The sequence below is a fragment of the Nocardiopsis sp. CNT312 genome (assembly GCF_000515115.1).
Lineage (GTDB): Bacteria > Actinomycetota > Actinomycetes > Streptosporangiales > Streptosporangiaceae > Nocardiopsis.
Window position 1 is genome coordinate 180376 of record NZ_AZXF01000010.1, and the last position, 22469, is coordinate 202844.

At 72.4% G+C, this 22469-nt stretch carries 14 protein-coding genes; 4 read left to right on the forward strand and 10 right to left on the reverse strand.

What is annotated here, in order from left to right; translation table 11 throughout:
- Positions 1-408 precede the first annotated feature (408 nt).
- Both B042_RS0102600 and gatB read right to left on the reverse strand, forming a co-directional pair.
- Positions 409-3108: a bifunctional diguanylate cyclase/phosphodiesterase gene (locus B042_RS0102600; protein WP_028646925.1), complete on the reverse strand. Its 2700-nt coding sequence runs from the start codon at positions 3106-3108 to the stop codon at positions 409-411.
- Positions 3109-3318: 210 nt separating this feature from the next.
- On the reverse strand, positions 3319-4863 hold the full coding sequence (gene gatB, locus B042_RS0102605; RefSeq protein WP_369797658.1) for an Asp-tRNA(Asn)/Glu-tRNA(Gln) amidotransferase subunit GatB: 1545 nt from the start codon (positions 4861-4863) through the stop codon (positions 3319-3321).
- A 228-nt stretch (positions 4864-5091) separates the two neighbouring features.
- Here gatB and B042_RS0102610 point away from each other — a divergent pair, with 228 nt between their 5' ends.
- Both B042_RS0102610 and B042_RS0102615 read left to right on the forward strand, forming a co-directional pair.
- Positions 5092-6288 carry a thioester domain-containing protein gene (locus B042_RS0102610; RefSeq protein WP_028646927.1) on the forward strand — a complete coding sequence of 399 codons (1197 nt, stop codon included), beginning with the start codon at positions 5092-5094 and terminating at the stop codon, positions 6286-6288.
- A 359-nt stretch (positions 6289-6647) separates the two neighbouring features.
- A complete protein-coding gene (locus tag B042_RS0102615) occupies positions 6648-7847 on the forward strand; it encodes a Cys-Gln thioester bond-forming surface protein (protein WP_036553695.1) in 1200 nt (399 codons plus the stop codon).
- Between the two features lie 110 nt (positions 7848-7957).
- On the opposite strand, the gene gatA is transcribed toward B042_RS0102615, so the two are convergent.
- The 7 genes from gatA to mnmA all read right to left on the reverse strand — a co-directional run bounded on the left by gatA (position 7958) and on the right by mnmA (position 17208).
- Entirely contained in the window at positions 7958-9454 is a 1497-nt protein-coding gene (gene gatA / locus B042_RS0102620) for an Asp-tRNA(Asn)/Glu-tRNA(Gln) amidotransferase subunit GatA (protein WP_028646929.1), read from the reverse strand.
- A gap of 2 nt (positions 9455-9456) precedes the next feature.
- On the reverse strand, positions 9457-9756 hold the full coding sequence (gatC, locus tag B042_RS0102625) for an Asp-tRNA(Asn)/Glu-tRNA(Gln) amidotransferase subunit GatC (RefSeq protein ID WP_028646930.1): 300 nt from the start codon (positions 9754-9756) through the stop codon (positions 9457-9459).
- 95 nt (positions 9757-9851) lie between these two features.
- Positions 9852-11891, reverse strand: a complete 2040-nt coding sequence (locus tag B042_RS0102630) for a bifunctional diguanylate cyclase/phosphodiesterase (protein ID WP_028646931.1) — start codon at positions 11889-11891, stop codon at positions 9852-9854.
- Between the two features lie 261 nt (positions 11892-12152).
- Positions 12153-14357 (reverse strand): NAD-dependent DNA ligase LigA, encoded by a 2205-nt coding sequence (ligA, locus tag B042_RS0102635; RefSeq protein ID WP_028646932.1) that lies wholly within the window; start codon positions 14355-14357, stop codon positions 12153-12155.
- Positions 14358-14383: 26 nt separating this feature from the next.
- Positions 14384-15463, reverse strand: coding sequence for a methionine synthase (locus B042_RS0102640; protein ID WP_036553732.1), 1080 nt, complete (start codon positions 15461-15463; stop codon positions 14384-14386).
- A 31-nt stretch (positions 15464-15494) separates the two neighbouring features.
- Positions 15495-16022, reverse strand: a complete 528-nt coding sequence (locus B042_RS0102645; RefSeq protein ID WP_028646934.1) for a DedA family protein — start codon at positions 16020-16022, stop codon at positions 15495-15497.
- A gap of 88 nt (positions 16023-16110) precedes the next feature.
- Complete coding sequence (mnmA, locus tag B042_RS0102650; protein ID WP_231493693.1) at positions 16111-17208, reverse strand: tRNA 2-thiouridine(34) synthase MnmA; 1098 nt, start codon at positions 17206-17208, stop codon at positions 16111-16113.
- 88 nt (positions 17209-17296) lie between these two features.
- Here mnmA and B042_RS0102655 point away from each other — a divergent pair, with 88 nt between their 5' ends.
- Both B042_RS0102655 and B042_RS0102660 read left to right on the forward strand, forming a co-directional pair.
- Positions 17297-18469 carry a hypothetical protein gene (locus B042_RS0102655; protein ID WP_028646936.1) on the forward strand — a complete coding sequence of 391 codons (1173 nt, stop codon included), beginning with the start codon at positions 17297-17299 and terminating at the stop codon, positions 18467-18469.
- Positions 18470-18603: 134 nt separating this feature from the next.
- Positions 18604-20364, forward strand: coding sequence for a hypothetical protein (locus B042_RS0102660; RefSeq protein WP_155988833.1), 1761 nt, complete (start codon positions 18604-18606; stop codon positions 20362-20364).
- Here the strand turns inward: B042_RS0102660 and B042_RS21705 are convergent.
- Positions 20327-22453: a hypothetical protein gene (locus B042_RS21705; protein WP_036553698.1), complete on the reverse strand. Its 2127-nt coding sequence runs from the start codon at positions 22451-22453 to the stop codon at positions 20327-20329. The genes B042_RS0102660 and B042_RS21705 overlap by 38 nt on opposite strands.
- Positions 22454-22469: the final 16 nt, after the last annotated feature.

A 22469-nucleotide genomic window follows, 5' to 3' on the forward strand; every position in this document is an offset into this window, starting at 1 on the left:
GTGAGCAGGCCTCTCTGCTCCTGGACGGCCAGCCGCGGACCGAGCGGCATCACGGAGGGGGCACCGGGCAGCACCGGAGTTCCAGGAGCCGCGGCCGACGTCCTCCTCTGCGGCTTGCGGGGGCCGGGTGCGGGCCGCCGTTCTCTTCCCCGGGGGCGGAGAGCACGACGTCGAACTTCACGCTCCACCGTCTCATCGGCAGGTCGATCGCCGGGCACGCGGACCCACCCCGTCGAGGGGTGGAACCGTACGTGTGAGTCCTGCTCGATTCTGTCAGGTTTTCAGGTGGTTTCTCATGGGTCGATAGTCCCGAACAGGGCGGCCCACACCGCCCACCACGGTCCGTCACCCCAGGTCAGAAGGGGCGCACGGTGCCCATTGGGCACCCGGGCCGGAACCGGCCACGTTCTACAGGGTGACGTCGGCTTCTCCGCCGACGAGCGCCTCCACCCCGGCGGCGGGCATGGGCCGCGCCACCAAGAACCCCTGGCCGTAGTCGCAGCCCATCGCGCGCAACTGCTCCAGTTGCTCCGGCCGCTCGATGCCCTCGGCGACCACCTGCACGCCCAGCTCGCGGCCGAGCCGGACGATGGTGCGGGTGATGAGCGTGACCGTGTCGTCGCGGCCCAGGTCGGCGGTGAAGGACGGGTCCACCTTGATCTCGTCCACGCTCAGCTCTCGCAGGTGGGCCAGGGAGGCATAACCCATCCCGTAGTCGTCGATGGCCAGCCGCACGCCCAGGGAGCGCAGCTCGCGCAGGCGCCGCACCGCCTCCTCGCCGTCGTCGAGCAGGAGTTCCTCGTCGACCTCCAGGGTGAGCACCTCGGAGGACAGGCCCGTCTCCAGGAGCACGGTCTCCACCGTCTCCACGAAACGCGGCGACAGCACCTGTGTCGCCGACAGGTTCACCGACAGGCCGATGTCCCAGTCCGACACCCGCCACACGGCGACCTTCTCGCACGCCTCCCGGAGGATCCACTCCCCCAGCGGCACGATCAGTCCCGACTCCTCGGCCGCGCCGAGGAAGGCGTCCGGCCCGGCCTCCTCGCCGTCGCGGTCCCACCGCACCAGCGCCTCGACCGCGGTGACACGGGAGGTGCCCAGGTCCACGATCGGCTGGTACTCCAGGAAGAACTCGCCCTCCTCCAAGGCACGGCGCAGCCGGATCTGCAGCTCCACACGGGAGACGACCATGTCGTGCATGTGGGCGGCGAACACCTCCACGTGGCCCGAACCGCGCTCCTTGGCCCGGGTCATGGCCACGTCGGCGTTGCGCAGGAGTTCCCCGCTGTCGCCACCGGGCTCGGCGAAGGCCACCCCGATGCTCGCGGTCAGGACGATCTCCCGGTCCGCCACGTGGAAGGGCTGCGAGGCGATCGACCTCCCCAGGCGCTCGGCCAGGTCAACCGCCTTCTGAGCGTGCGGCATCCCCTCGACCAGCACCGCGAACTCGTCCCCGCCCCAGCGCGCGAGCAGGGCCGAGGAGTCCAGTTCGCCGCGGAGCCGGAGCGCCGCCTGTCCGAGCAGGTGGTCGCCGCGCACGTGTCCGGCCGTGTCGTTGACCGCCGTGAAGCCGTCCAGGTCGAGGAAGACCACAGCGACGTCGTCGGTGGGCTCGTCACTGATCGCCCGGTGGGCGAGCACGTCGCTGGTGCGCTCCTCCAGGTAGGACCGGTTGGGCAGACCCGTGACACCGTCGTGGAAGGTGAGGTGCTTGACCTCGTCCTCTAGGGCCACCTGCGCGCTGATGTCGCGGGTGGTGACCAGCAGGCGCGGCGGGTCTCCCGGCTGTTCGTACAAGGAGACGGTCGACTCGGTGTGCCGCCAGGTGCCGTCCGCCGCCCGCACACGCAGCCGCAGGTGGACGCCCTGGCCGCCGCGTTCGGTGAACAGGTCGTCGACGGCCCGGGTGTGCGCCACGTCCTCGGGGTGGATGAGTGCGGTGACCGGTGCGGCCAGCACGTCCTCCATCCGGTAGCCGAACGCCCCCGCGGTCCCCTGGCTGACGTGGTGCACGGTGCCGTCGCGGTCCAGGATGAGGATGACGTCACCGCTGTTGCGCGCGAGTTCGTGGAAGTGCCCCTCGCGATTGTGCACCATGCGCGAGAGCGTGGCGTTCTCCTCCAGCATCCCCAGCACGCGTACCAGCAGCACGACGACGGCGGTCCCCGCGGCCAGCGGCAGAACAGGGGCCGTACCGGGCGTGCCGAGCGCGGCGCCGGTCAGGACGACGGTGGCCGTGAACAGGGCGCCGATCGCGAAGAGTTCGGGGGCGAACCGGTACAGGCCCTGACCGGTGATCCGCGCCGCCGTCCACCGGCGCTGCGCCAGCCACGGCAGGGCACCCAGCAGGGCCGTCCCCGCGAAGGTGACCACGTATCCGATGCCTCCGGCGACGGGTTGTCCGGTGAGCCTGCCGACCGCGTCGAACAGGTCGGCACCGGTGATGAGGGCCAGCGCCCCGATCGCGGGCAGGACCGCGCGCCGCACACCGGGCGACGCCATGAAGGCCAGGGGGATCACCAGGCACAGCACGGCGATGTCGGCGACCGGGTAGACCAGGGCGAAGCCCAGGGAGCCCGCGCCCTCCCCCAGCTCCTCGTAGAGGGGTGAGAAGACCAGCTGCCACACCAGGGAGAACACGGCGGCGGCGCAGACATAACTATCGGTGATGTGGCGCGTGGCGGTCCTGATGCCCCCCGGCCACGGGGCAAGCCGGGTGAAGCCGACCACGAACAGCGGTAGTGCCGCCAGCGTGAACAGGTCACCGAGTGTGAGGGAGACGACCGAACCCGGTCCCAGGAAACCGGTGACCCCGTAGGCCAGGGCACCCGCGCACCAGGCGAAGGCGGCCCAGGCCAGGTTGCGCAGTGCCGAGCGGACGTCGGGTCCGCCCTCGGCCGGTGCGTCACCGTCGTCGGGGCCGGTGCGGCGGTAGGCGGCCCACAGCAGGGAGCCGCCCGCGGTGCCCGCGGCCAGCGCGATGGGCCACTCGCCCAGAAGCACCGTGAGTGTGGACCCGCCCACGGGGATGAGGACGGTGGCGGCGTAGACCAGGAACAGGGCTCCCATCACCGCCACCCACACCCGGCGTGCCCTGCCGTCCATCACCAACCTCCCAGGGCGCGGTCCGGCGCTTCGTCGCCGTCGCGCTCTCTCCTCGAACATGGGGGCACCGGCTCGATCACGGGTGCGACCGCGGCGCGCTGCCCGCCCGCGGCCACTCTACGCAACCAAGGTCACACACCGATTGAGGACCGGCTGAGAGTTGACGTCGAGACGGTGGCCCCCGGTGAGAGGCGGTTCCCGGCACCGGGATCAGCCCGCGCCCAGCCGCTCCAGGATGAGTTCGCGGGCGCGGCCCGCGTCGGCCTGGCCGCGGGTGGCCTTCATCACGGCGCCGACCAGCGCACCGGCCGCCGCGACCTTGCCGCCGCGCACCTTTTCCGCGATGTCGGCGTTGTTGGCGATCGCCTCGTCCACGGCGGCGCCGAGCGCGCCGTCGTCGCTGACCACCTTCAGGCCGCGGGCCTCCACGACGGCATCGGGTTCGCCCTCACCGGCCAGAACCCCCTCGACGACCTGCCGGGCCAGCTTGTTGGTGAGCGTGCCCTCGGCGACGAGCGCGATGATCCGGGCCACCTGGACCGGGGTGATGTGCAGGGCGGCCAGGTCGGTCTCCTGCTCGGTGGCGCGGCGGGACAGCTCGTTCAGCCACAGCTTGCGGGCCTCCGCCGAGGGAGCGCCCGCCTGGACGGTCGCCTCGACCAGGTCGATGGCATCGGCGTTCACGAGGTCGCGCATCTCGGTGTCGGTGAGCTCCCACTCGGCGCGGATCCGGGCGCGCTTGGCCGCGGGCAGCTCAGGCAGGGTCGTCCGCAGCCGCTCGATCCACTCCTGCGACGGGGCGACGGGGACCAGGTCGGGGTCGGGGAAGTACCGGTAGTCCTGGGCCTCCTCCTTGCTGCGGCCGGAGGTACTGCGGCCGAGGTCCTCCCTGAAGTGGCGGGTCTCCTGCACGACCCGCCGCCCGGCGTCCAGGACGGCGGCCTGGCGCTCGATCTCGGAGCGCACGGCGCGCTCGACCGAGCGCAGGGAGTTGACGTTCTTGGTCTCACTGCGGGTGCCCCACGTGTCGGCACCGCGCTCGTTGACGGAGACGTTCACGTCGCAGCGCATGGAGCCCTCCTCCATGCGCACGTCGGAGATCCCCAGCGATCGGGCCAGGTCGCGCAGTTCGGCGGCGTAGGCGCGGGCGACCAGGGGGGCGAGGCCGCCGGTGCCGGTGATCGGCCTGGTGACGATCTCCAGCAGAGGAATGCCGGCGCGGTTGTAGTCGACGATGGAGTGGTCGGCGCCGTGGATGCGGCCGGTGGCACCACCCACGTGGGAGGTCTTGCCCGTGTCCTCCTCCATGTGGACGCGCTCGATGTCCACCCGGAACACCCGCGGGCCGTCGGGGGTGTCGACGGTGACGTCGAGGTGGCCGTCCACACAGATCGGCTCGTCGTACTGCGAGATCTGGTAGTTCTTCGGCATGTCCGGGTAGAAGTAGTTCTTCCGGGCGAACCGGCCCCAGGGGGCGATGGAGCAGCCCAGGGCCAGCCCCAGCCGGATGGCGCTCTCGACCGCCGTGCGGTTGACGACCGGCAGCGAACCGGGCAGCGCCAGACAGACCGGGCACACCTGCGTGTTGGGCTCGGCGCCGAACGCGGTGGGGCAGGAGCAGAACATCTTGGAGGCGGTTCCCAGCTCGATGTGGGTCTCCAGACCGAGCACGGGCTCGTACCGGTCCAGGGCCCGATCGAAGGGCACCGGGTCGAGGGTGCCGCTGTCGGTGCTGGGAGTTACCGCGTGGGACATCGCCGCAAACCCGTTTCAGTAGAGGACGTGCATTCGTGCCCCAGCCTACCGAGGGCCGGGGGCTGTGCCGTCCCGCGCTGCCCGGATGTCACGGCGCGCACACGATTGGGTCGCTATCACAGGGGTTCGGCGCTCCGCACGGGTCCCCGGCGGTTACGCTGAGGGGTCCGAGACCTCAGGTCCGGCGCACCGCCGCGCCGACCGCCGCCCGACCTTCTGGGAGCGAGCATGTGGAGCATCCCGCACCGGTGCGCCGCCGTGCTGGCGTCGGCCGCCCTGGTGGTGGGCGGACTCGGCGGAGCCCCCGCGGCGTGGGCCGACGACTTCTCCCGGGTGGACCGGGAGCCCGTGGAGGGTGTCGACGTGGTCCTCACCGACGGGAGCGAGGAGGGCACCGCACTCTTCAGCCTCCGTGTGGCCGACAGCCAGTCCGTGGCGGCCTACCGGGCGACCCCCGAGGAGGAAGTGCTTCCGCGCGCAGCATACGTGGAATCACCGTGGAGCGACACCCCCCAATGGAACGAATCCCGTGACGCGGACTCCGCCGGACCGGCGGGCCGGGCCGCCTGGATCGTTGCCCACTCCTACCCGAACGCCGATCCCGCGGAGCTGTCGCTGGCCGCGGAGGTCCTGCTCCTGAGCGAGGGTCAGGCCATCGCCGCCACCCAGACCGCACTGTGGCACGTGCTACACGGGAGCGAACTGGACGAGCGGAGCAACGACGCCGCGGTGGTCGCCCTCTACGAGTACCTGGTGTCCGAGAGCGCCGAGGCGGATCCCGGTTCCACCGTGCGCTCCCTGGAGATCACGCCCGCCCAGATCGACGCCATCGCCCCCGAAGAGCCGCTCGGACCCGTGACCGTGACCGCCTCGGGCACCTCCCCGGTACGCGTCTCGTTGCAGGGCGCCCCTGCCTCCTGGCTCGTGGACGCCGGGGGCGAGCAGGTCAACCAGGTGACGGACGGCGACTCGGTCTACCTGGACGTCGACCCGTCGGTCCCGGCCGGGGTGGTCACCCTCCAGGCGCAGGGCAGCGACGTCCCCCTGCCGGAGGGGCGCCTGTTCACCGGGCGGGACGGGGTACGCACCGAGCCGCTGGTCACCGCGGAGCCGGGGACGACCGCACGCTCCACCACGGCGACCTTCACCTGGAACCCGGAGGAGCCGCTGTCCGCGGCCGGCCCCGAGGCGGCGGCGGCCGCCGCCGAGCCCGAGGAGCCCGAGGAGGCCGAGCCGCGTGCTCCGAGCACCGGCCCCGGCGAGGAGTCCGGGCAGGAGTCCGGGGAGCGGGCCCCGGAAGGCGGGAACGGCGACGGGGGTCTGGCGCTGACTGGAACCTGGGTGTCGGGACTGCTGACCATCGCCGGGGCCCTAGTGGTCTCCGGTCTGCTCATCCTCACTCTGGGTCGCAAACACCGCCGCTGATCAGGTCGTTTCCTTAATAGGGACAGGTCCTGACCCGGTTCCCGGACAGCCGATTTTGACCACATTTTCCGGAGTACCGGTTGGAAGTGCGCCCGGGGATCGCTAGTATCAGCCGCACAGCGGACATTCCAGGCGGTCCTCTCTCGCCACCACCGCGGCACGATCCACCGATGGCGCCCGATCCTCGGCGTACGCGCACCGCGTTCCCCTCATCGGTTCCGCACCCCACGTGGCGACCCGCACAACCTCCGTGGAAGGTTCCCCTCACGCCCCGCTCCGCGTGAGCCGCTCGCAGCATCTCAACGTCCATTCGAGGGTGCCCTCACACAGACACCCTCCGCACACCATGGGACACGGCTTTGACCAACCACATCTCCTCCCCCCGACGCGCCGTACGCGGCGGCCTCGCGGCCACCGCCGCCGCCCTCCTGGCCCTCGGCCTCGCCGCGGCGCCCGCCGCCGCCGACCCCGAGGAGGGGGACAGCGCGGTCCGCGCGCAGTACACCGGCGCTGCCGAGACCGGCTCCTCCGTCAAGATGGACGGCGACAAGGTCGGGACCGTGCTCTTCGAACTCACCCTCGAAGGCGGCGAGACCCTCACCACGTACTGCATCGACCTCGAGACGGGTATCGACTCCCACGCGTGGTACCTGGAGGACGACTGGAGCACCTACCCGGGCCAGGGCCACTTCTCCGACCCGCCGCTGGTCCACTGGGTGCTCCAGAACAGCTACCCCAAGGTGAGCGCCGCTGACCTGTCCGAGGACGCCGGCCTGGCCTCTCCCGCCTCCGACAAGGACGCCCTCGCCGCCACCCAGGCCGCCATCTGGCACTTCAGCAACGGCGCCGACCTGACCGACGCCGACGCCGACGTCGAGGCGATCTACGACTACCTCGTCGAGAACGCCGAGGTGCTGGCCCAGGACGAGGAGCCCGAGGCCACCCTGAGCATCACGCCCGCCGAGGCCTCCGGCGAGGCCGGTGAGACCGTCGGCGAGTTCCTCGTGGAGACCAGCGTCGAGGGCGCCCTCGCCGTCGAGGTGCCCGCGGGCAACCCCGAGGGCGTCGTCCTGGTCGACGCTGAGACCGGCGACCCCGTGACCGAGGTGGAGAACGGCGACACCGTCGGCTTCGAGGTTCCCGAGGGCACCGAAGCGGGCTCGGCCTCCTTCGGCCTGTCCGTGACCGGTATCGTCCAGACCGGCCGCCTGTTCCGCGGTGAGGACGAGAACGACCCCACCCAGACCCTCATCACCGCCACGAGCGAGGAGGTCTCGGTGGAGGCCTCCGCCACCGCCTCCTGGACCGTGCCCACCGACGAGCCCAGCGACGAGCCCTCTGACGAGCCCAGCAACACGCCCAGCCCGTCCGACGAGCCCTCTGACGAGCCCAGCGACGAGCCGTCGGAGGAGCCCTCCGACGAGCCCGACGACCAGAACGAGCCGGAGCTGCCGCTCACCGGTAGCGCTCTGACCGGTCTGATCGTCGCCGGTGTCGCCGTGGTCGGTGCCGGTGCCGGTGCGATCTACCTGAGCCGCAAGCGCAAGAGCGCCGAGTAGGCCGCCCGTAGGTCGAACGGCCCGCACACCGCGGAGCGGTAGGGAACACGGCGAGGGCCCGTCCACCGGACGGGCCCTCGTTTCGTGCGCGGTGGGCGGGAGAGGCCGGTTCAGCCCACGGCGTAGGGGCTGCGGGCGAGCAGCGCGCCCTCGCGCTCGGCCAGGGCCCGCTCCACCGCCGCCGCCACCCGGTAGGTGCGGTCGTCTGCCAGCGGCGGGGCCATGACCTGGAAGCCCACCGGCAGGCCGTCCTCGGGTGCCAGGCCGCACGGCACCGACAGCGAGGCGTTGCCCGCCAGGTTGGACGGGATGGTACACAGGTCCGCCAGGTACATCGCCATCGGGTCCCCGGAGCGCTCACCGATGGGGAAGGCAGTGGTCGGCGTGGTCGGGGAGACCAGCACGTCCACGTTCTCGAAGGCAGCGTCGAAGTCGCGCTTGATGAGCGTGCGCACCTGCTGGGCACTGCCGTAGTAGGCGTCGTAGTACCCGCTGGACAGGGCGTAGGTACCGAGCATGATGCGGCGCTTGACCTCGGGGCCGAAGCCCTTGGCGCGGGTCAGCGACATGACCTCTTCGGCACTGCGCGTGCCGTCGTCGCCCTCGCGCAGGCCGTAGCGCATGGCGTCGAAGCGCGCCAGGTTGGAGGAGCACTCGCTGGGCGCGATGAGGTAGTAGGCCGACAGCGCGGCGTCGAAGCTCGGGCAGGACAGTTCCACGACCTTGGCGCCCAGGGACTCCAGGAGTTCGACGGTCTCCTGGAAGCGCTGTCGCACACCCTCCTGATAGCCCTCCCCACCCAGCTCCTTCACCACGCCCACGCGCAGGCCCTCGACGCCGCCCGCGCGGGCGGCGTCCACGACCTGGGGCACCGCGGCGTCGATGGAGGTGGAGTCGCGGGGGTCATGGCCGGAGAACGCCTCGTGGAGCAGGGCGGCGTCGAGCACGTTGCGCGCGAACGGGCCGGGTGTGTCCAGCGAGGAGGCGAACGCGATGAGCCCGAAGCGCGACGAGCCGCCGTAGGTGGGCTTGGCGCCGACCAGGCCGCACACGGCGGCCGGCTGGCGGATGGAGCCGCCGGTGTCGGTGCCGGTGGCCAGGGGCGCCTCGAACGCGGCCACGGCCGCGGAGGAGCCGCCGGAGGAGCCGCCGGGGATGCGGTCGGTGTCCCACGGGTTGCGGGTCACCTGGTAGGCGGAGTTCTCCGTGGAGGAGCCCATCGCGAACTCGTCCATGTTGGTCTTGCCCAGGATGACGAGCCCGGCCTCGCGCAGGCGCGCGGTGACAGTGGCGTCGTAGGGGGGGTGCCAGCCCTCCAGGATCCTGGAGGCGGCGGTGGTGGGCATGTCCTTGGTGGTGAACACGTCCTTGTGGGCGATCGGGACCCCGGCGAGCGGGCCGAGCTCCTCACCGGCGGCCCGGCGGGCGTCCACGGCTCGTGCCTGCTCCAGGGCGGACTCCCGGGCCACGTGCAGGAACGCGCCGATATCCCCGTCCACGGCCTCGATGCGGTCGAGGTAAGCGGTGGCGGCCTCCTCCGCGGACACCTCGCCGGAGCGGACGGCCGCGCCGAGGCCTGCGGCGGTCAGGCTGACGATGTCGCTCATCGCTACTCCTCCTCCCCGAGGATCCGCGGGACCCGGAAGCGCTGGTCCTCCACCGCGGGGGCCCCGGACAGGGCCTGCTCCGGGGTGAGGCAGGGCCGGGCCTCGTCGGGACGGTAGACGTTGGTCAGCGGCAGGGCGTGCGAGCTGGGCGGGATGTCGCCCTGGGCGACCTCCTGCACCTTGGCCACGGCGGTGAGGATGTCACCGAGCTGGACGGCGAGCGTGTCGAGCTCGCTCTCGTCGAGCGCCAGCCGCGACAGCCGGGCGAGGTGTGCGACCTCATCGCGGGTGATGGCGGTCATCGTGTGTGAACCGTTTCTTCGGCGGACTGGATTTACCGCACCAATCCTAGGGCTCCGCGGCCGCTCCCGGCGCCGGTGGCGGCGCGGGGCGGGCCTCACGGGCTGGTGAGGGTGCCGTGTTCGCGGGCGGCGATCCACCCGGCGACATCGCGCGGGGAGAGAGGAGGGGAGAAGAAGTGGCCCTGGGCCGCGTGGCACCCGGTGTCGCGTGCGGCCGCGGTGAGCTCGCCGGACTGGACGCCCTCGGCGGTGGCCCGCATCCCCATGGCCCTGACCAGGGTGATGGCGGCGGAGACGACGGTGCGGCCGCCGTTGTCGTCAGCGAGGCGGGCGGTGAACGACTCGTGGATCTTGACCTCGTCCAGCGGGAGACCGGCGAGCGCCGCGAGGGTGAAGTGGCCGGTCCCGAAGTCGTCCAGGGCCAGACCGACCCCGAGGTCGCGGAGGCGTTCGACAGCGGCGGCCGCGGCGTTGGCGTCGGCGATGAGGGCCTGTTCGCCGATCTCCAGGACGAGGTCGCGGGAGGAGACGCCGTGTTCTCGCAAGGCGGTGGCCACGGTGGAGGGCAGTTCGGGGTCGAGGAGTTCACGCATGCACAGGTTGACGGCGACCGGCAGGTCGATCTTCTGCTCGCGCCACTCGGCGACGCGGGCGAGGGTGGTGTGCAGGACCTGCCCGGTGAAGGCGCGGAAGAGGTTGGACTGCTCCACGACCGGGATGAACTCGTCGGGTGTGAGCAGGCCGCGAGTGGGGTGGCGCCAGCGGGCCAGGGCCTCCAGACCAACGGGGCGGCCGTCGGCGAGGGAGACCTTGGGCTGGTAGTACATCTCCAGCGCGCCCTCGGCCAGGCCGCGGCGGAGTTCGCTGTACAGGCTCAGGCGGGCGGTGGAGTTGCGGTCCTTGCCGGGGTCGTAGGACTCCACGCCGGTCCGGCCGCCCTTGGCCACGTACATGGCGACGTCGGCGCGCTGCATGAGCAGGGCGAAGTCGGGGGCGTCGTCGGGGAAGAGCGCGATGCCCATGCTGGCCTCCAGGTCGAAGTCCATGCCCTCCAGGCGCACGGGTTCGGCGAGGGCGCAGCGCAGGCGTTCGGCCACCTCCCGGGCGGCTTCGGTGTCGCGGACCTTGGGCAGCAGGACGGCGAACTCGTCGCCGCCGAGCCGAGAGACGAGGTCACCAGGGCGCACGCTGTGGGAGAGGCGCCGGGCGACGGTCTGGAGGAGGCGGTCGCCGGTGGGGTGGCCGAGGGTGTCGTTGACCTCCTTGAACCGGTCCAGGTCGAGCAGGATCAGACCGACCCTGCCGTCCCGCTGACGGGCGTGGGCGATCTCCTCGCGGGCGCGGACGGTGAGGAGCTTGCGGTTGGCCAGGCCGGTGAGTTCGTCGTGGTTGGCCTGGTGGTCGCGTTTGACTGAGAGCAGTGCGCTGGTGTGGAGCGCGGCCAGTGGGACGGCGAACAGCGGTACGTACAGCACCGAGTGGGTCATGGCGGTGACGACCAGCGGAGCGAGGCTGAGCAGGACGGCGTTGACGTAGGCCTGCTGGCCGATCCCCTTGAACAGGACCTGGGCGAGGGGGACGCGTTCGTGCATGGCCACGGCGCAGATGATCAGTACGCGGTTGACGACGAAGTAGGCGGTCCCGGCCAGGGCCATGGCGAGGAGCTCGCCTGCCGCGGAGGGCCAGGGGGCCTGGAGCAGGTACGGCAGGGACAGCCGCAGGACGGCGTCGGTGACACCGAGGGAGAGGGTGTACTGGGCGGCGTTGAACGCGGTGCGGTGCGGTGCGTGGCCGCAGACGGTGCCGCCAACCGCGGTGGCGGCGGCCTGCAGGACAGCGGCGACCGGAAGCCCGAAGAACACCACGACCGCGAAGGAGAAGGGCAGCGAGGTGGGCGTGCCGCTGCTGCGCGGCTGCCCGGGCGAGTAGACGGGCCTGAGCTCCCCCAGGACGATCATGCACAGCAGGACCCAGATGAGCGGCTCGGCGGCCAGACCGCGGAGTTCGGCCAGGCCGATCTCCAGGCTGGCGGACACGAGCAGGACGGTCCCGGCGAGCATGGTGCTCGCCGTGTACCACCATAGGGGTGTCCCCGCCCGGGGACCGATGTCCCGTGAGCTGCTGGGATCCTTCATTCAGGTCCTCTTGAGGGGGCCGCGGAGCGGTCCGGCCCGGGCGGCTGGCGCTCCTGTGTGTCACTGTCCCCGGCCCGGTCGCCCCTCCACGACCGAATCGGGGGTTGGGATGCGTCCGCATCCTCGGTGGTGTCCAGCTTACGCCGTGACATCACCAAACGTCGCATACTCGGGACTATCCGTGAAATACGGTGTGTAACAGGGGCAGGCATCACGGGTACGGCCGACAAAGGCCGGCGTACCCGCGAGGCCCGGGAGGCGTCAGTCGGCGCTCTTTTCGGCGGGCGGGTTGAGGCGCTCCCGCAGCGCGGCCTCGGGCCCCGCCTCCAGCAGGACGCCGAAGCCCCGTTCGTCGAGGATCGGCACACCGAGGGTGACCGCCTTGTCGTACTTGGAGCCGGGCGCCTGCCCCGCCACCACGAACCCGGTCTTCTTGGAGACCGACGAGGCGGCCTTGCCCCCGCGTTCGACGATGGCCTCCTTGGCGCTGTCTCGGGTGAAGCCCTCCAGACCGCCGGTGACCACCACGGTGACACCCGCGAGCGCGTCCAACCGGTGCTCGGGCTCCTCGTCCTCCATCCGCACCCCGGCCGCACGCCACTTGCGGACGATCTCGCGGTGCCAGTCCACCTCGAACCACTCGCGGATGGACCGGGCGATGGTCGGGCCGATGCCGTCCACGGAGGCCAGTTCCTCCTCATCGGCCTCCCGGATAGCGTCCAGCGAGCGGAAGTGGCGTGCCAGGTCCTCGGCCGCGCTGGGGCCCACGTGCCGGATGGACAGCGCGACCAGCACCCGCGACAGCGGGCGGCTCTTGACCTCCTCCAGCTGTTCGAGGAGCTTGTCGACCGTCTTCTTCGGCCCGCCCTCCTTGTTGGCGAAGAAGGACACCACCTTGGGCTCGCCCGTGGCGGGGTCGGTTTTGGGCTCGGTGGTGCCCGGATCGAGCACGTGGGTGCGGATGGGCAGCAGTTGGTCGACGGTGAGGTCGAACAGGTCGCCCTCGTCCCTGAGGGGCGCCTGGGCGGGCTCCAGCGGCTGGGTGAGCGCGGTGGCGGCCACGTACCCGAGCGCCTCGATGTCCAGCGCCTTGCGTCCGGCGATGAAGGCGACCCGCTCGCGCAACTGGCCGGGACAGGAGCGGGCGTTGGGACAGCGCAGGTCGACGTCGCCCTCCTTCTGCTGGCCGAGCCGGGAGCCGCACTCGGGGCAGTGCTCGGGCATGGTGAACGCGCGCTCGGTGCCGTCCCTCTTGTCCAGGACCGGGCCGAGGATCTCGGGGATGACGTCACCCGCCTTGCGCAGCACCACGGTGTCGCCGATGAGCACGCCCTTGCGGGCGACCTCCTGGGCGTTGTGGAGCGTGGCGAACTCGACCTCGGACCCGGCGACGGTCACCGGCTCCATCACGCCGTAGGGGGTGACCCGGCCGGTGCGGCCCACGCCCACCTTGATGTCGACGAGCCTGGTCGTGACCTCCTCGGGCGGGTACTTGTAGGCGATTGCCCACCGGGGCGCGCGGCTGGTGGAGCCCAGTCGGCGCTGCAGCCCGAAGTCGTCGACCTTGACGACGATGCCGTCGATCTCGTAGGCGGGCACGTGGCGGTCGCGCTCGTATCGGGCGACGTAGGCGCGGACCTTCTCCACCGAGTCCACGACCTCGTAGCGGTCGCTGAGCGGCAGCCCCCACGCACCGAGGAGCTCGTAGGTCCGGGACTGGCTGGTGAGAGCGGGGCCGCCGTCCGCCGGTTCGTAGGCCCCCACGCCGTGCACGATCATCGACAGCGGCCGGGCGGCGGCCACCCGCGGGTCCTTCTGCCGCAGCGAACCGGCGGCGGCGTTGCGCGGGTTGGCGAACACGTGCTCGCCCGCGTCGGCCATGCGCTTGTTGAGCTCGGCGAACCCCTGGACGGGGATGAACACCTCGCCGCGTACCTCCAGCAGCACGGGAGCGGGGTGCCCGGACTCGTCGAGGCGCTCGGGCACGGCCTCGATGGTGCGCACGTTGAGGGTGATGTCCTCTCCCACGCGCCCGTCGCCGCGGGTGGCGGCGCGCACGAGGCGGCCCCGCTCGTAGACCAGGTCCACGGCCAGGCCGTCGATCTTGAGCTCGCACAGGTAGGCGTCCACCGGCACCTCGGCGCTCGCACGGCCGGCCCAGGCGCCGAGTTCGTCGAAGTCGAAGGCGTTGTCCAGGCTCTCCATCCGGACCAGGTGCTCGACCTCGGCGAACTCGCCGCTGATGGGGGTGCCGACCTTCTGCGTGGGCGAGTCCTGGGTGACGAGGAGGGGGAAGTCCTCCTCGATACCGCGCAGTTCCCGCATGAGGGCGTCGTACTCGGCGTCGGAGACGACGGGCCTGCCGAGGTAGTAGCGGTAGCTGTGGCCGTCGAGTTCCAGGCACAGCTCCTGGTAGCGGTCACGAACCCCGTCGGGGATGTGGGTGGTGCTCTCGTGGGCGCTCAAGGGCCGCCTTCCTCCTGCTCTCGTGCTCACCTGCTGCGGTCGCGGACGGCGGCACGCCCGCGGGGATCGTCCCGCAGGACGCGGGCTCCGGCCCGCACTGTCTCCAGAGCGGCCCGGGCGTAACCGGGCGAAGCGCCCGCCAGCCCGCACGCGGGCGTGGTGACCACCGCGCGGGAGAGCAGGTCAGGGGTGATGCCCAGCCGATTCCACAACTCGCGTACGGGATCGACGGTAGCGGCGGGGTCGGACACTCCGGGACCTCCGGGGGCCGTCCCCGCGGGCGGCGGGTCGATCCCCGGAACCACCCCGAGGAGCAGCCCGGTGCCCGCCTCCACGGCGGTGCCGAGCGCCTCGTCGTGGTCACGGGTGAGCAGGCGCGCGTCCAGGCCGAGGGCACGCGCGCCGCTGCGCCGCATCAGGTCGACGGGGGCTCCCGGGGCGCAGCAGTGGACGGCGGGGACCGTGTCCGCCTCCTCCAGTGCGGAGAGGAGCAGGCGCAGCACGGCTTCCGCGTCCACGCGGTCGACGGCGGGCAGGCGGCCGTAGCCGCTGGCCGTGGGCAGGGAGCCGAGCAGGACGGCGGGCAGGGAGGGTTCGTCGATCTGCACGAGGAGCCGTGCGCCCGGAACGCGCTTGCGGACGTCGGCGACGTGCGCGAGGACGCCCTCCAGGTGGGACTCGGCCAGATCGCGGCGGGCTCCGGGATCGGAGACCAGGCGCTGCCCGCCGCGCAGTTCGACCGAGGCGGCCATGGTCCAGGGGCCGGCTGCCTGGATCTTGAGGGTCCCCTCGAAACCGTGGGCGTGCTCGGTCAGGGCGTCCAGGTCGTAGGACATGAGGCTGTGCGCCCGTGCCAGGTCCCGGCCGGGGCTGTCGGCCACCCGCCACCCGCTGGGCTGGACCTCGACGGGCAGGTCCACCAGGAGTCCGGCGGTGCGGCCGACCATGTCGGCACCGACACCGCGACCGGGAAGTTCCGGCAGGTGGGGCAGGTCGGGGAGTTCGCCGAGGACGGTGCGCACGGCCTCGTGGGGGTCCTCCCCCGGCCAGGACCCGACCCCGGTGGAGGAGGCGTCGGGCCAGGGATGGGAATGCTGTTCGCTCACGACGCCCAAGGTTAGGGCACCTGCGGTCCGCTCACACGGGACGCGCGGGTTCCGCCTCCTCGGAGGGCTCGGTGCCCGCGTCCTGGCCCCGGGCGGCCCGGAGGCGGGCGCGCACCACCAGCGCACCGACCCCGGCGACGGCGGCCGCGGCCACCCCGGCCGCGGTCCAGGGGGAACGCAGGAACAGCGTCCACCAGGCACCGACCATCCCGGACAGGACCACGCCCCACACGCCGGCCCAGATGAGGGAGCCGACGAACATGGCGGGGAGGTAGACACCGAAGCGCATGCGCATCGCCCCGGCGGCGAGGTTGACCGCCGTCTGCACGCCCACGGTGAGGAAGCTCAGCGTGACGACGGGGGCACCGTAGCGGTCGATGCGGGCCTTGGCGGTGTCGAGTCTGGTACCGAGGCGGCGCCCCATCGGGCTCAGGGACACCCCCGCGCCCAGGCCGCGGCCGACCCAGTAGGTGGCCTGCACACGGCAGAGGATGACCGCGAGCAGCACGAGATAGACGATCCAGAAGGGCCGCCCCTCCAGGAAAACGAACTCAGGCATGGACCAGGTCCCCTCTTCTCGCCTTCAACCATGGTGTGCCTTACCTAAATCTGGCAAGAGCGAAGGTGAAGAAGACACCGCTTCGTCCCTATCCGGCCACCACTGGGCCTTCCACCCTGGCACGCTCCGAGATCGTCGCCGACCCCAGCACGGTGTCGCCGTCGTAGACCACCACGGCCTGCCCCGGGGCCACACCCGACGCGGGCTCGGCCAGTTCCACGTGCAACTCCGGGCCGCCCTCCGCATCCCGCTGCACGACGGTCGCCGGGTACACCTCGCCGTGGGCGCGCAACTGGACGTGGCAGCGGATCGGCTCGACCGGCGGCGCGGCGCCGCTCCACACCGGCCGCACCCCCGTGATCCGGTCCACCCGCAGCGACGCGCGCGGCCCCACGGTCACGGTGTTGTCCACCGGCTCGATCGAGAGCACGTAGCGCGGGTGCGGGGAACCGCCCAGCCCCAGCCCCTTGCGCTGGCCCACGGTGAACGTGTGCGCGCCCTCGTGCCGCCCCACCTCGTTGCCGTCCTCGTCCCGGATCGAACCCGGCCGGGCGCCGATCCTGCCCTGGAGGAACCCTGCGGTGTCGCCGTCAGCGATGAAGCAGATGTCGTGGCTGTCGGGCTTGTCCGCCACCGACAGCCCCCGCCGCTCGGCCTCCTCGCGCACCTCGTCCTTGGTGCAGTCGCCGAGGGGGAACACCGCGTGCGCCAACTGCTCGGCCGTCAGCACGCCGAGCACGTAGGACTGGTCCTTGCGCCCGTCGACGCTGCGCACCAGGCGCCCGTCGACCTTGCGGACGTGGTGCCCGGTGGCCACGGCGTCGAAGCCCAGGGCCACCGCCCGGTCCAGGACCGCCTCGAACTTGATCTTCTCGTTGCAGCGCAGGCACGGGTTGGGCGTGTGTCCCGCCTCGTACTCGGCGACGAAGTCCTGCACGACCTCGCGGTCGAACTCCTCCGACATGTCCCACACGTAGAAGGGGATGCCGATGACGTCGGCGGCGCGCCGGGCGTCGTGGGAGTCCTCCACCGTGCAACAGCCCCGCGCGCCCGTCCGGTAGGACCGCGGGTTCTTGGAGAGCGCCAGGTGGACACCGGTGACGTCGTGGCCGGCCTCGGCCACCCGGGCCGCGGCCACCGCGGAGTCGACCCCGCCGGACATGGCTGCCAGTACACGCAAAGTCATAGTGCGCTCCAGCGTATGCGCCGTGCGGGGGTCCGCGCCACGGGGATACCGGGCGAGGGTGGTCACGCGCTTCTGCGAAAATCAGGGTATGGCTCTGTTCCGTCGTCGCCGCTCCACCGCCGACACCACCACCGCAGTGACCGCCTTCTGGGACGCCTGGCCCGAGCTCCGCGACGCGCTCGCGAGCGCGGTGGAGGCCGGCCGGCCCGCGCCCCCCGATATCGGCGACCGGGTCACCGTCCTGGTCGAGGCGGTCCACGGCGACCTGGACTGGGAGATCGGGCGCGCACCCGAGCACAGGCCCGGCACGGTCGAGGACATCGACCTGTCCCCGGACGTGGACCCGGGCAAGCTCCTCGAACAACTGGCGGCGCTCGACGACCCCTCCCAGCTCACCGGCGGCCCCGCCTACGCGTTCACCCTCCGCCCGGGCACCTCCGACGAAGCACGGGTCATGTCGGAGCGCTGGTCGCGGTCGGCCCCCGACGACGAGCAGTGGGTCTTCCGGCCCGCCCTGCCCGCCGACCACGGGAGGCTGTCCTCCGTCCTGACCCTGGACGACCACGAACTCGACCTGTCGCACACCTCCGTCTCCCTGCGGGTGGACCAGGCCTCCGGCAAGATCGAGGCCGGCGTGTACCACCCCGACAACATGTTCCTGCCCGACGAGGTCCGCCACAAGCTGGCTGAACACGTCACCATGCTGGCCCTGGGCGAGGACGACACCGTGCGGTGGATCGGGAAGGTGGAAGCGCTGGAGGAACGCCCGCTGGACCCGCTCCCGCCCACGTCGATGCCGGCGGTGGCCCGGCAGATGGCGGACATGCTCGGCGGTGTCGACGGCTGGGTGACGCTGGAGGGCGCGCACCCGCTGTTCGGTTCGGTGCGCATCCGGCTCCGGCACCCGCTGACACGCCGCGACTTCCCTGCGTTCTCGCTGTACGTGCAGGTGGTGGTGCCGTTCGCGACGATGGACGCGGACAAGCGCCCGGTCGACGCCTCCGAGGCCGCGCTGGCCGACCTGGAGTCGCGTCTGGAGGAGACACTCGGGGACGACGGCGCGCTCTTCGCGCAGAAGACCGAGCGCGGTGAGCGCCACTACCACTACTACCTCGACCCGGAGTCCGGGGTGCTGCCCTCCTTCGAGGAGCAGTTGCTGGGGTGGCCGGAGGGCAAGGTCAAGCTGCGCAGCCAGCTCGACCCCGAGTGGACCTGGTTCGAGGCGTTCAAGCGGCCCTACCGCCGCACCCTCGGCTCCTGACCGCGGGGCGGGTGCCCCGGCCGATCCGGCCGGGGCCCGCGCCCCGGGGACGAGCGGTCGGACGGCCTCCGGCCGGTGCGCGGGGACCGGCCACTACCCTGGTGCGTCACGGCTCCCGAGGGCAGGAGCGACCTTTGCACCCATGCCGCACTCCTTGCCGTCCGGGCACGGAGCACGATCCCTGTCCCTGGCCGGCGCTGCTCCACTCGCCCTACGCGCGTACCGCCGCCGGCCCCGAGACCCACCTGTGGGAGACCCTGGTCGGCAGAGCCCCCGTCCTCGTCCTGGCCCGCACCTTTACCTCCGCCGTACGTGCCGTCGAGGGCCTGGCCGTCTTCCGGGGCGACGACCGCGTCAAGATCGTCTTCGCCCTCAGCGACAGCACCGCCTTCAACGCCGGGACACGGGATCTGCTCGAATCCCTCCAAGCGGCCCTCGTCCCCTGGAAGCTGCGCCACTGCGTCCGTCCGCGCCTGGTCCTCACCGCGTCCGAGAACGTGGACCTCACCGGTTTCACCTGCCCGGTCGCGGTCCTTCCGCACGGCATCGGATTCCAGAAACTCGTCCCCGACCACCGGACCGGCGGGCGCCGCCTGTCGGGGCTCGTCAGGGAGGAGTCCCAGAGCGCCGGCAACATCCACCTGGTGCTCTCCCACCCGGCACAGCTCGCGCAACTGCGAGAGGCGCGGGTCCCGCAGGCCCTGCTGGACCGCGCCCGCGTCGTCGGCGACCCGGCGCGCGACCGCCTCGTGGACGCCCGGCGCCTGCGTCACGGCTACCGCGCCCGGCTCGGGCTGCACCCCGGCCAGCGCCTGCTCCTGCTCACCTCCACCTGGGGGCCCGAAGGTGTCATCGGCTCCCGCCCCGACCTGCCCGGGGCCCTGCTCGGCTCCCTTCCCCACGACCTCTACCGGGTAGCGGCCGTCCTGCACCCCAACATCTGGTTCGCGCACAGCCCCTGGTCGGTACGGCACATGCTCGCCGACGCACTGGACGCCGGACTGCTGCTGATCCCTCCGCACGCGGGCTGGGGCGCTGCCATGGTCGCCGCCGACTGCGTGGTCGGCGACCACGGCAGCGTCACCCTCTACGGTGCCTCCCTCGGCCTGCCCGTCCTCCTCGCGGCGTTCGGGGAGGAGTCGGTACCCGGCACAGCCGCGGGCGCGCTGGCCCGCAGCGCCGTCCGGCTCACCACGGAGGACCTGCGCGGCCAGGTGGAGTCGGCCATCGAAAACCACACCCCGGAGCGGCACCGCGCCGCCGCGGACCTCGCCTTCGGCCGCCCCGGGCAGGGCGGCCGCGCGCTCGCCGAACTCCTCTACGGGTTCCTGGACCTCCTCCCCCCGGACGAGGACGGCACCGCGCGGACGCTCCCGTACCCCGTCCAGGACGGTTCCGGCACCCCGCCCCGCGCCTTCGAGGTCCACGGCCGGCTGGAGGGGCAGGGGGAGATCGCACTCGAACGCTTTCCCGCGGCCTCCCGACACACACCCGCGCCGCGCCCCGGATCCGTCCGCCACCTGTCGGTCCTCGAAACCGAGGAGCGGCACTCCCTAGCGCGCTCGGCTTCGGTGGTCTGCCGGGACACCGATGCCCACGACACCCCCGAGGCGTGGGCCGAGGAGGCCCTCGAGCTGCTACCGGGCGCCCTGATCGCCGCCTCGCCGACCGGCGACGGCACGCTCGTGGCGATCCGCGGCCGCCGTCCCCTGCTCGTTCGCACCAGCCTGCCCCTGGACCCGGTCCTGGCCTCCGGCGCGGTGTACACCCTCCTGCGCACGGTGGACCGCGCCGAGGGCACCTGGAAGCTACACGTGGGCAGCCCGCCGAGGGAGTGCTCGGTGGAGGCGCTGCCCGTCACCCCTCCTCGGACTCGTCCTCCAGAGTCCGTGTGAGCGCCCTGGCGCGCGGGCTGCCCGCGTCCAGGTAGAGGTCCCGGGCCCGCTCCAGGTGCTCGCGCCGCCCGCGGGGGTCCCCCAGCCGGCCGAGGACGTCGGCGACTTCAGCGTGCGCCTCGGCCGCGTAGTACCCGAGCCCCTGCGAGGTGAGCTCCTCCAGCGCCTCCGACAGGACGCCCGCGGCGTCCCGGTCGCGGCCGGCGTCCGCGCAGGCGCGCCCCAGCATCACCCGGGCGCGCGCCGCCATCCGGCGGTCGGGCCCCTGGGGGAGGGCGAGCAGCGCCCCCAGAGCGGCCTCGATGTCGGCGACGGCCTGCTCCGTGCGGCCCGCCGTGGCCAGGGCCCCGCCCCGGAAGAGCAGGGCGAGCGCCGCGCCGCGCTCGGACTCGGGGGCGTCACTGGCTTTGTTGTGGCCCAGGGAGCGGTCGAAGGCGGCGATCGCCCCCTCCGGGTCCTCCTGCTCCAGGTAGCGCCCGTAGAACTCCCAGACCGAGCCGCGCAGCAACTCGTCATCGACCGGCTCCACCAGTTCGAGAGCCCGCGTGATCCGGGCCCGTGCCCGCTCCCGGCCCTTCCCGTCACGGGCCAGGTCCCGCAGCGGCCGGGACACCAGGGAGGACAGGCGGGCCTCCGCGGCGGCCTCGCCCGCCATCCGCGCGGCGTCGGCACCCGTCTCGCCGGTCACCGCCCAGTCATGCACGAAACGCTGGTCGAGGTAGAGGGCCGAGGCGAGTTCGGCCAACCGCCACGTGTGCCCCCACAGACCGGCGTCGTGACTGCCCAGCACGACCGCCATGAGCGTGGCGCGCTGTCGCAGCAGCCACACCCTGGCCCGTTCGGCACTCCCGGCGAAGGGGTCCTCGGTTCCGTCGAGCAGGGCATCCAGGTCGACCACACGCAGCCGCGGCCCGCGCACCAGGAGTTCGGCGTGTCCGAGCGCAGTCATGTAGGCGTCGAGCATCCGGCGCAGCCAGCCACCGCGCTCCTCCCCCTCCTCGTCCTCGACGCGCTCGCGGGCGTGGGCGCGGATCAGCTCGTGCCGGAACCGCAGGGCGCCGTGTCCGTCATGCGTGATCAGGTTGGCGGCGACGAGTTCGTCGACCAGCCCCTCCTCACCGACGGCCCCGACCACCGAGCGGTCCAGATCCGGCCCCGGCCACACGCCCAGTGCCCGGTACAGTCCGGCGGCCCCGGAGGAGAGCTGGCCGTAGGCGTCCTGGAAGACCAGGGAGAGGTTGCCGCGTCCGTCACCGATGGCGCGCAGCCCGGTCCTGGCGTCCCGCACCCGGGCGGCGAGGGACCCGGCACCGCCCGGGCCCATGCGTGCGAGCTGGGCGGCGACGAGCACCAGCGCGAGCGGCAGCCCGCCGCACACCTCCAGCAGCCGCGCCACGGCCGCAGGGTCCTCCGCGGACAGGTCGCGGTCGGCCAGCTTTCCCAGCAGTGTGCGCGCGGCCCCATCCTGGAGGGGTTCGAGGTCGCGGATCCGGGCCTGGGCGTCGATCGTCAGCTCCCCGAGATCGGGGCCGTCCCCGGAGACGAGGACGAGGCTCCCCGGTCCGCTCGGGATCAGCGCACGGACCTGGGCCGGCTCCCAGGCGCCCTCGACCACGACGAGCAGGCGCAGGCCGCGGGTGCGTGTGCGGTACTCCCCGGGCCAGTCCCCGGGGTCGGCGGGCAGCGCCTCCTTGGCGACCCCCAGGGAACGGAGGAACTGGGCGAGCGCGGCGGCGCTGTCCTCCTGGACTCCGCGCCCGTACTCGAAGGTGAGCTGTCCCCCAGTGAAGTGGGACTCGGTGGCGTAGGCGATCTTGCGCAGCAGGGAGCTCTTGCCGATACCCAGCGGGCCCTCCCACACGACGACCCGGGGCGGGGCGTCGGGGTCCAGGAGGCCGCGGACCCATCCGACGGCGGCCTCGTGGTTGACGAAGTCCGCCGGCGGCGACGGCACCTCCAGCGGCCGGGGAGGTCCGGCCGCAACGTGTTGGTGCAGCTCATCGATCCGCCCGGCCTGGATGACCGGACCGCGGACGCCCCCGTCGAGGGTGTTGTGGGTTCCGCCAAACCTGGGGGTCCTGCCGCTCATACGTCTCCTGGGGATG

What these genes read in the sequence shown, in the direction of transcription:
- B042_RS21705 (WP_036553698.1), bottom strand. Translation starts at nt 22,453, where the DNA reads ATGAGCGGCAGGACCCCCAGGTTTGGCGGAACCCACAACACCCTCGAC.
- B042_RS0102600 (WP_028646925.1), bottom strand. Translation starts at nt 3,108, where the DNA reads ATGGACGGCAGGGCACGCCGGGTGTGGGTGGCGGTGATGGGAGCCCTG.
- B042_RS0102630 (WP_028646931.1), bottom strand. Translation starts at nt 11,891, where the DNA reads ATGAAGGATCCCAGCAGCTCACGGGACATCGGTCCCCGGGCGGGGACA.
- B042_RS0102645 (WP_028646934.1), bottom strand. Translation starts at nt 16,022, where the DNA reads ATGCCTGAGTTCGTTTTCCTGGAGGGGCGGCCCTTCTGGATCGTCTAT.
- gatC (WP_028646930.1), bottom strand. Translation starts at nt 9,756, where the DNA reads ATGACCGCCATCACCCGCGATGAGGTCGCACACCTCGCCCGGCTGTCG.
- mnmA (WP_231493693.1), bottom strand. Translation starts at nt 17,208, where the DNA reads ATGACTTTGCGTGTACTGGCAGCCATGTCCGGCGGGGTCGACTCCGCG.
- gatA (WP_028646929.1), bottom strand. Translation starts at nt 9,454, where the DNA reads ATGAGCGACATCGTCAGCCTGACCGCCGCAGGCCTCGGCGCGGCCGTC.
- B042_RS0102610 (WP_028646927.1), top strand. Translation starts at nt 5,092, where the DNA reads ATGTGGAGCATCCCGCACCGGTGCGCCGCCGTGCTGGCGTCGGCCGCC.
- gatB (WP_369797658.1), bottom strand. Translation starts at nt 4,863, where the DNA reads ATGTCCCACGCGGTAACTCCCAGCACCGACAGCGGCACCCTCGACCCG.
- B042_RS0102655 (WP_028646936.1), top strand. Translation starts at nt 17,297, where the DNA reads ATGGCTCTGTTCCGTCGTCGCCGCTCCACCGCCGACACCACCACCGCA.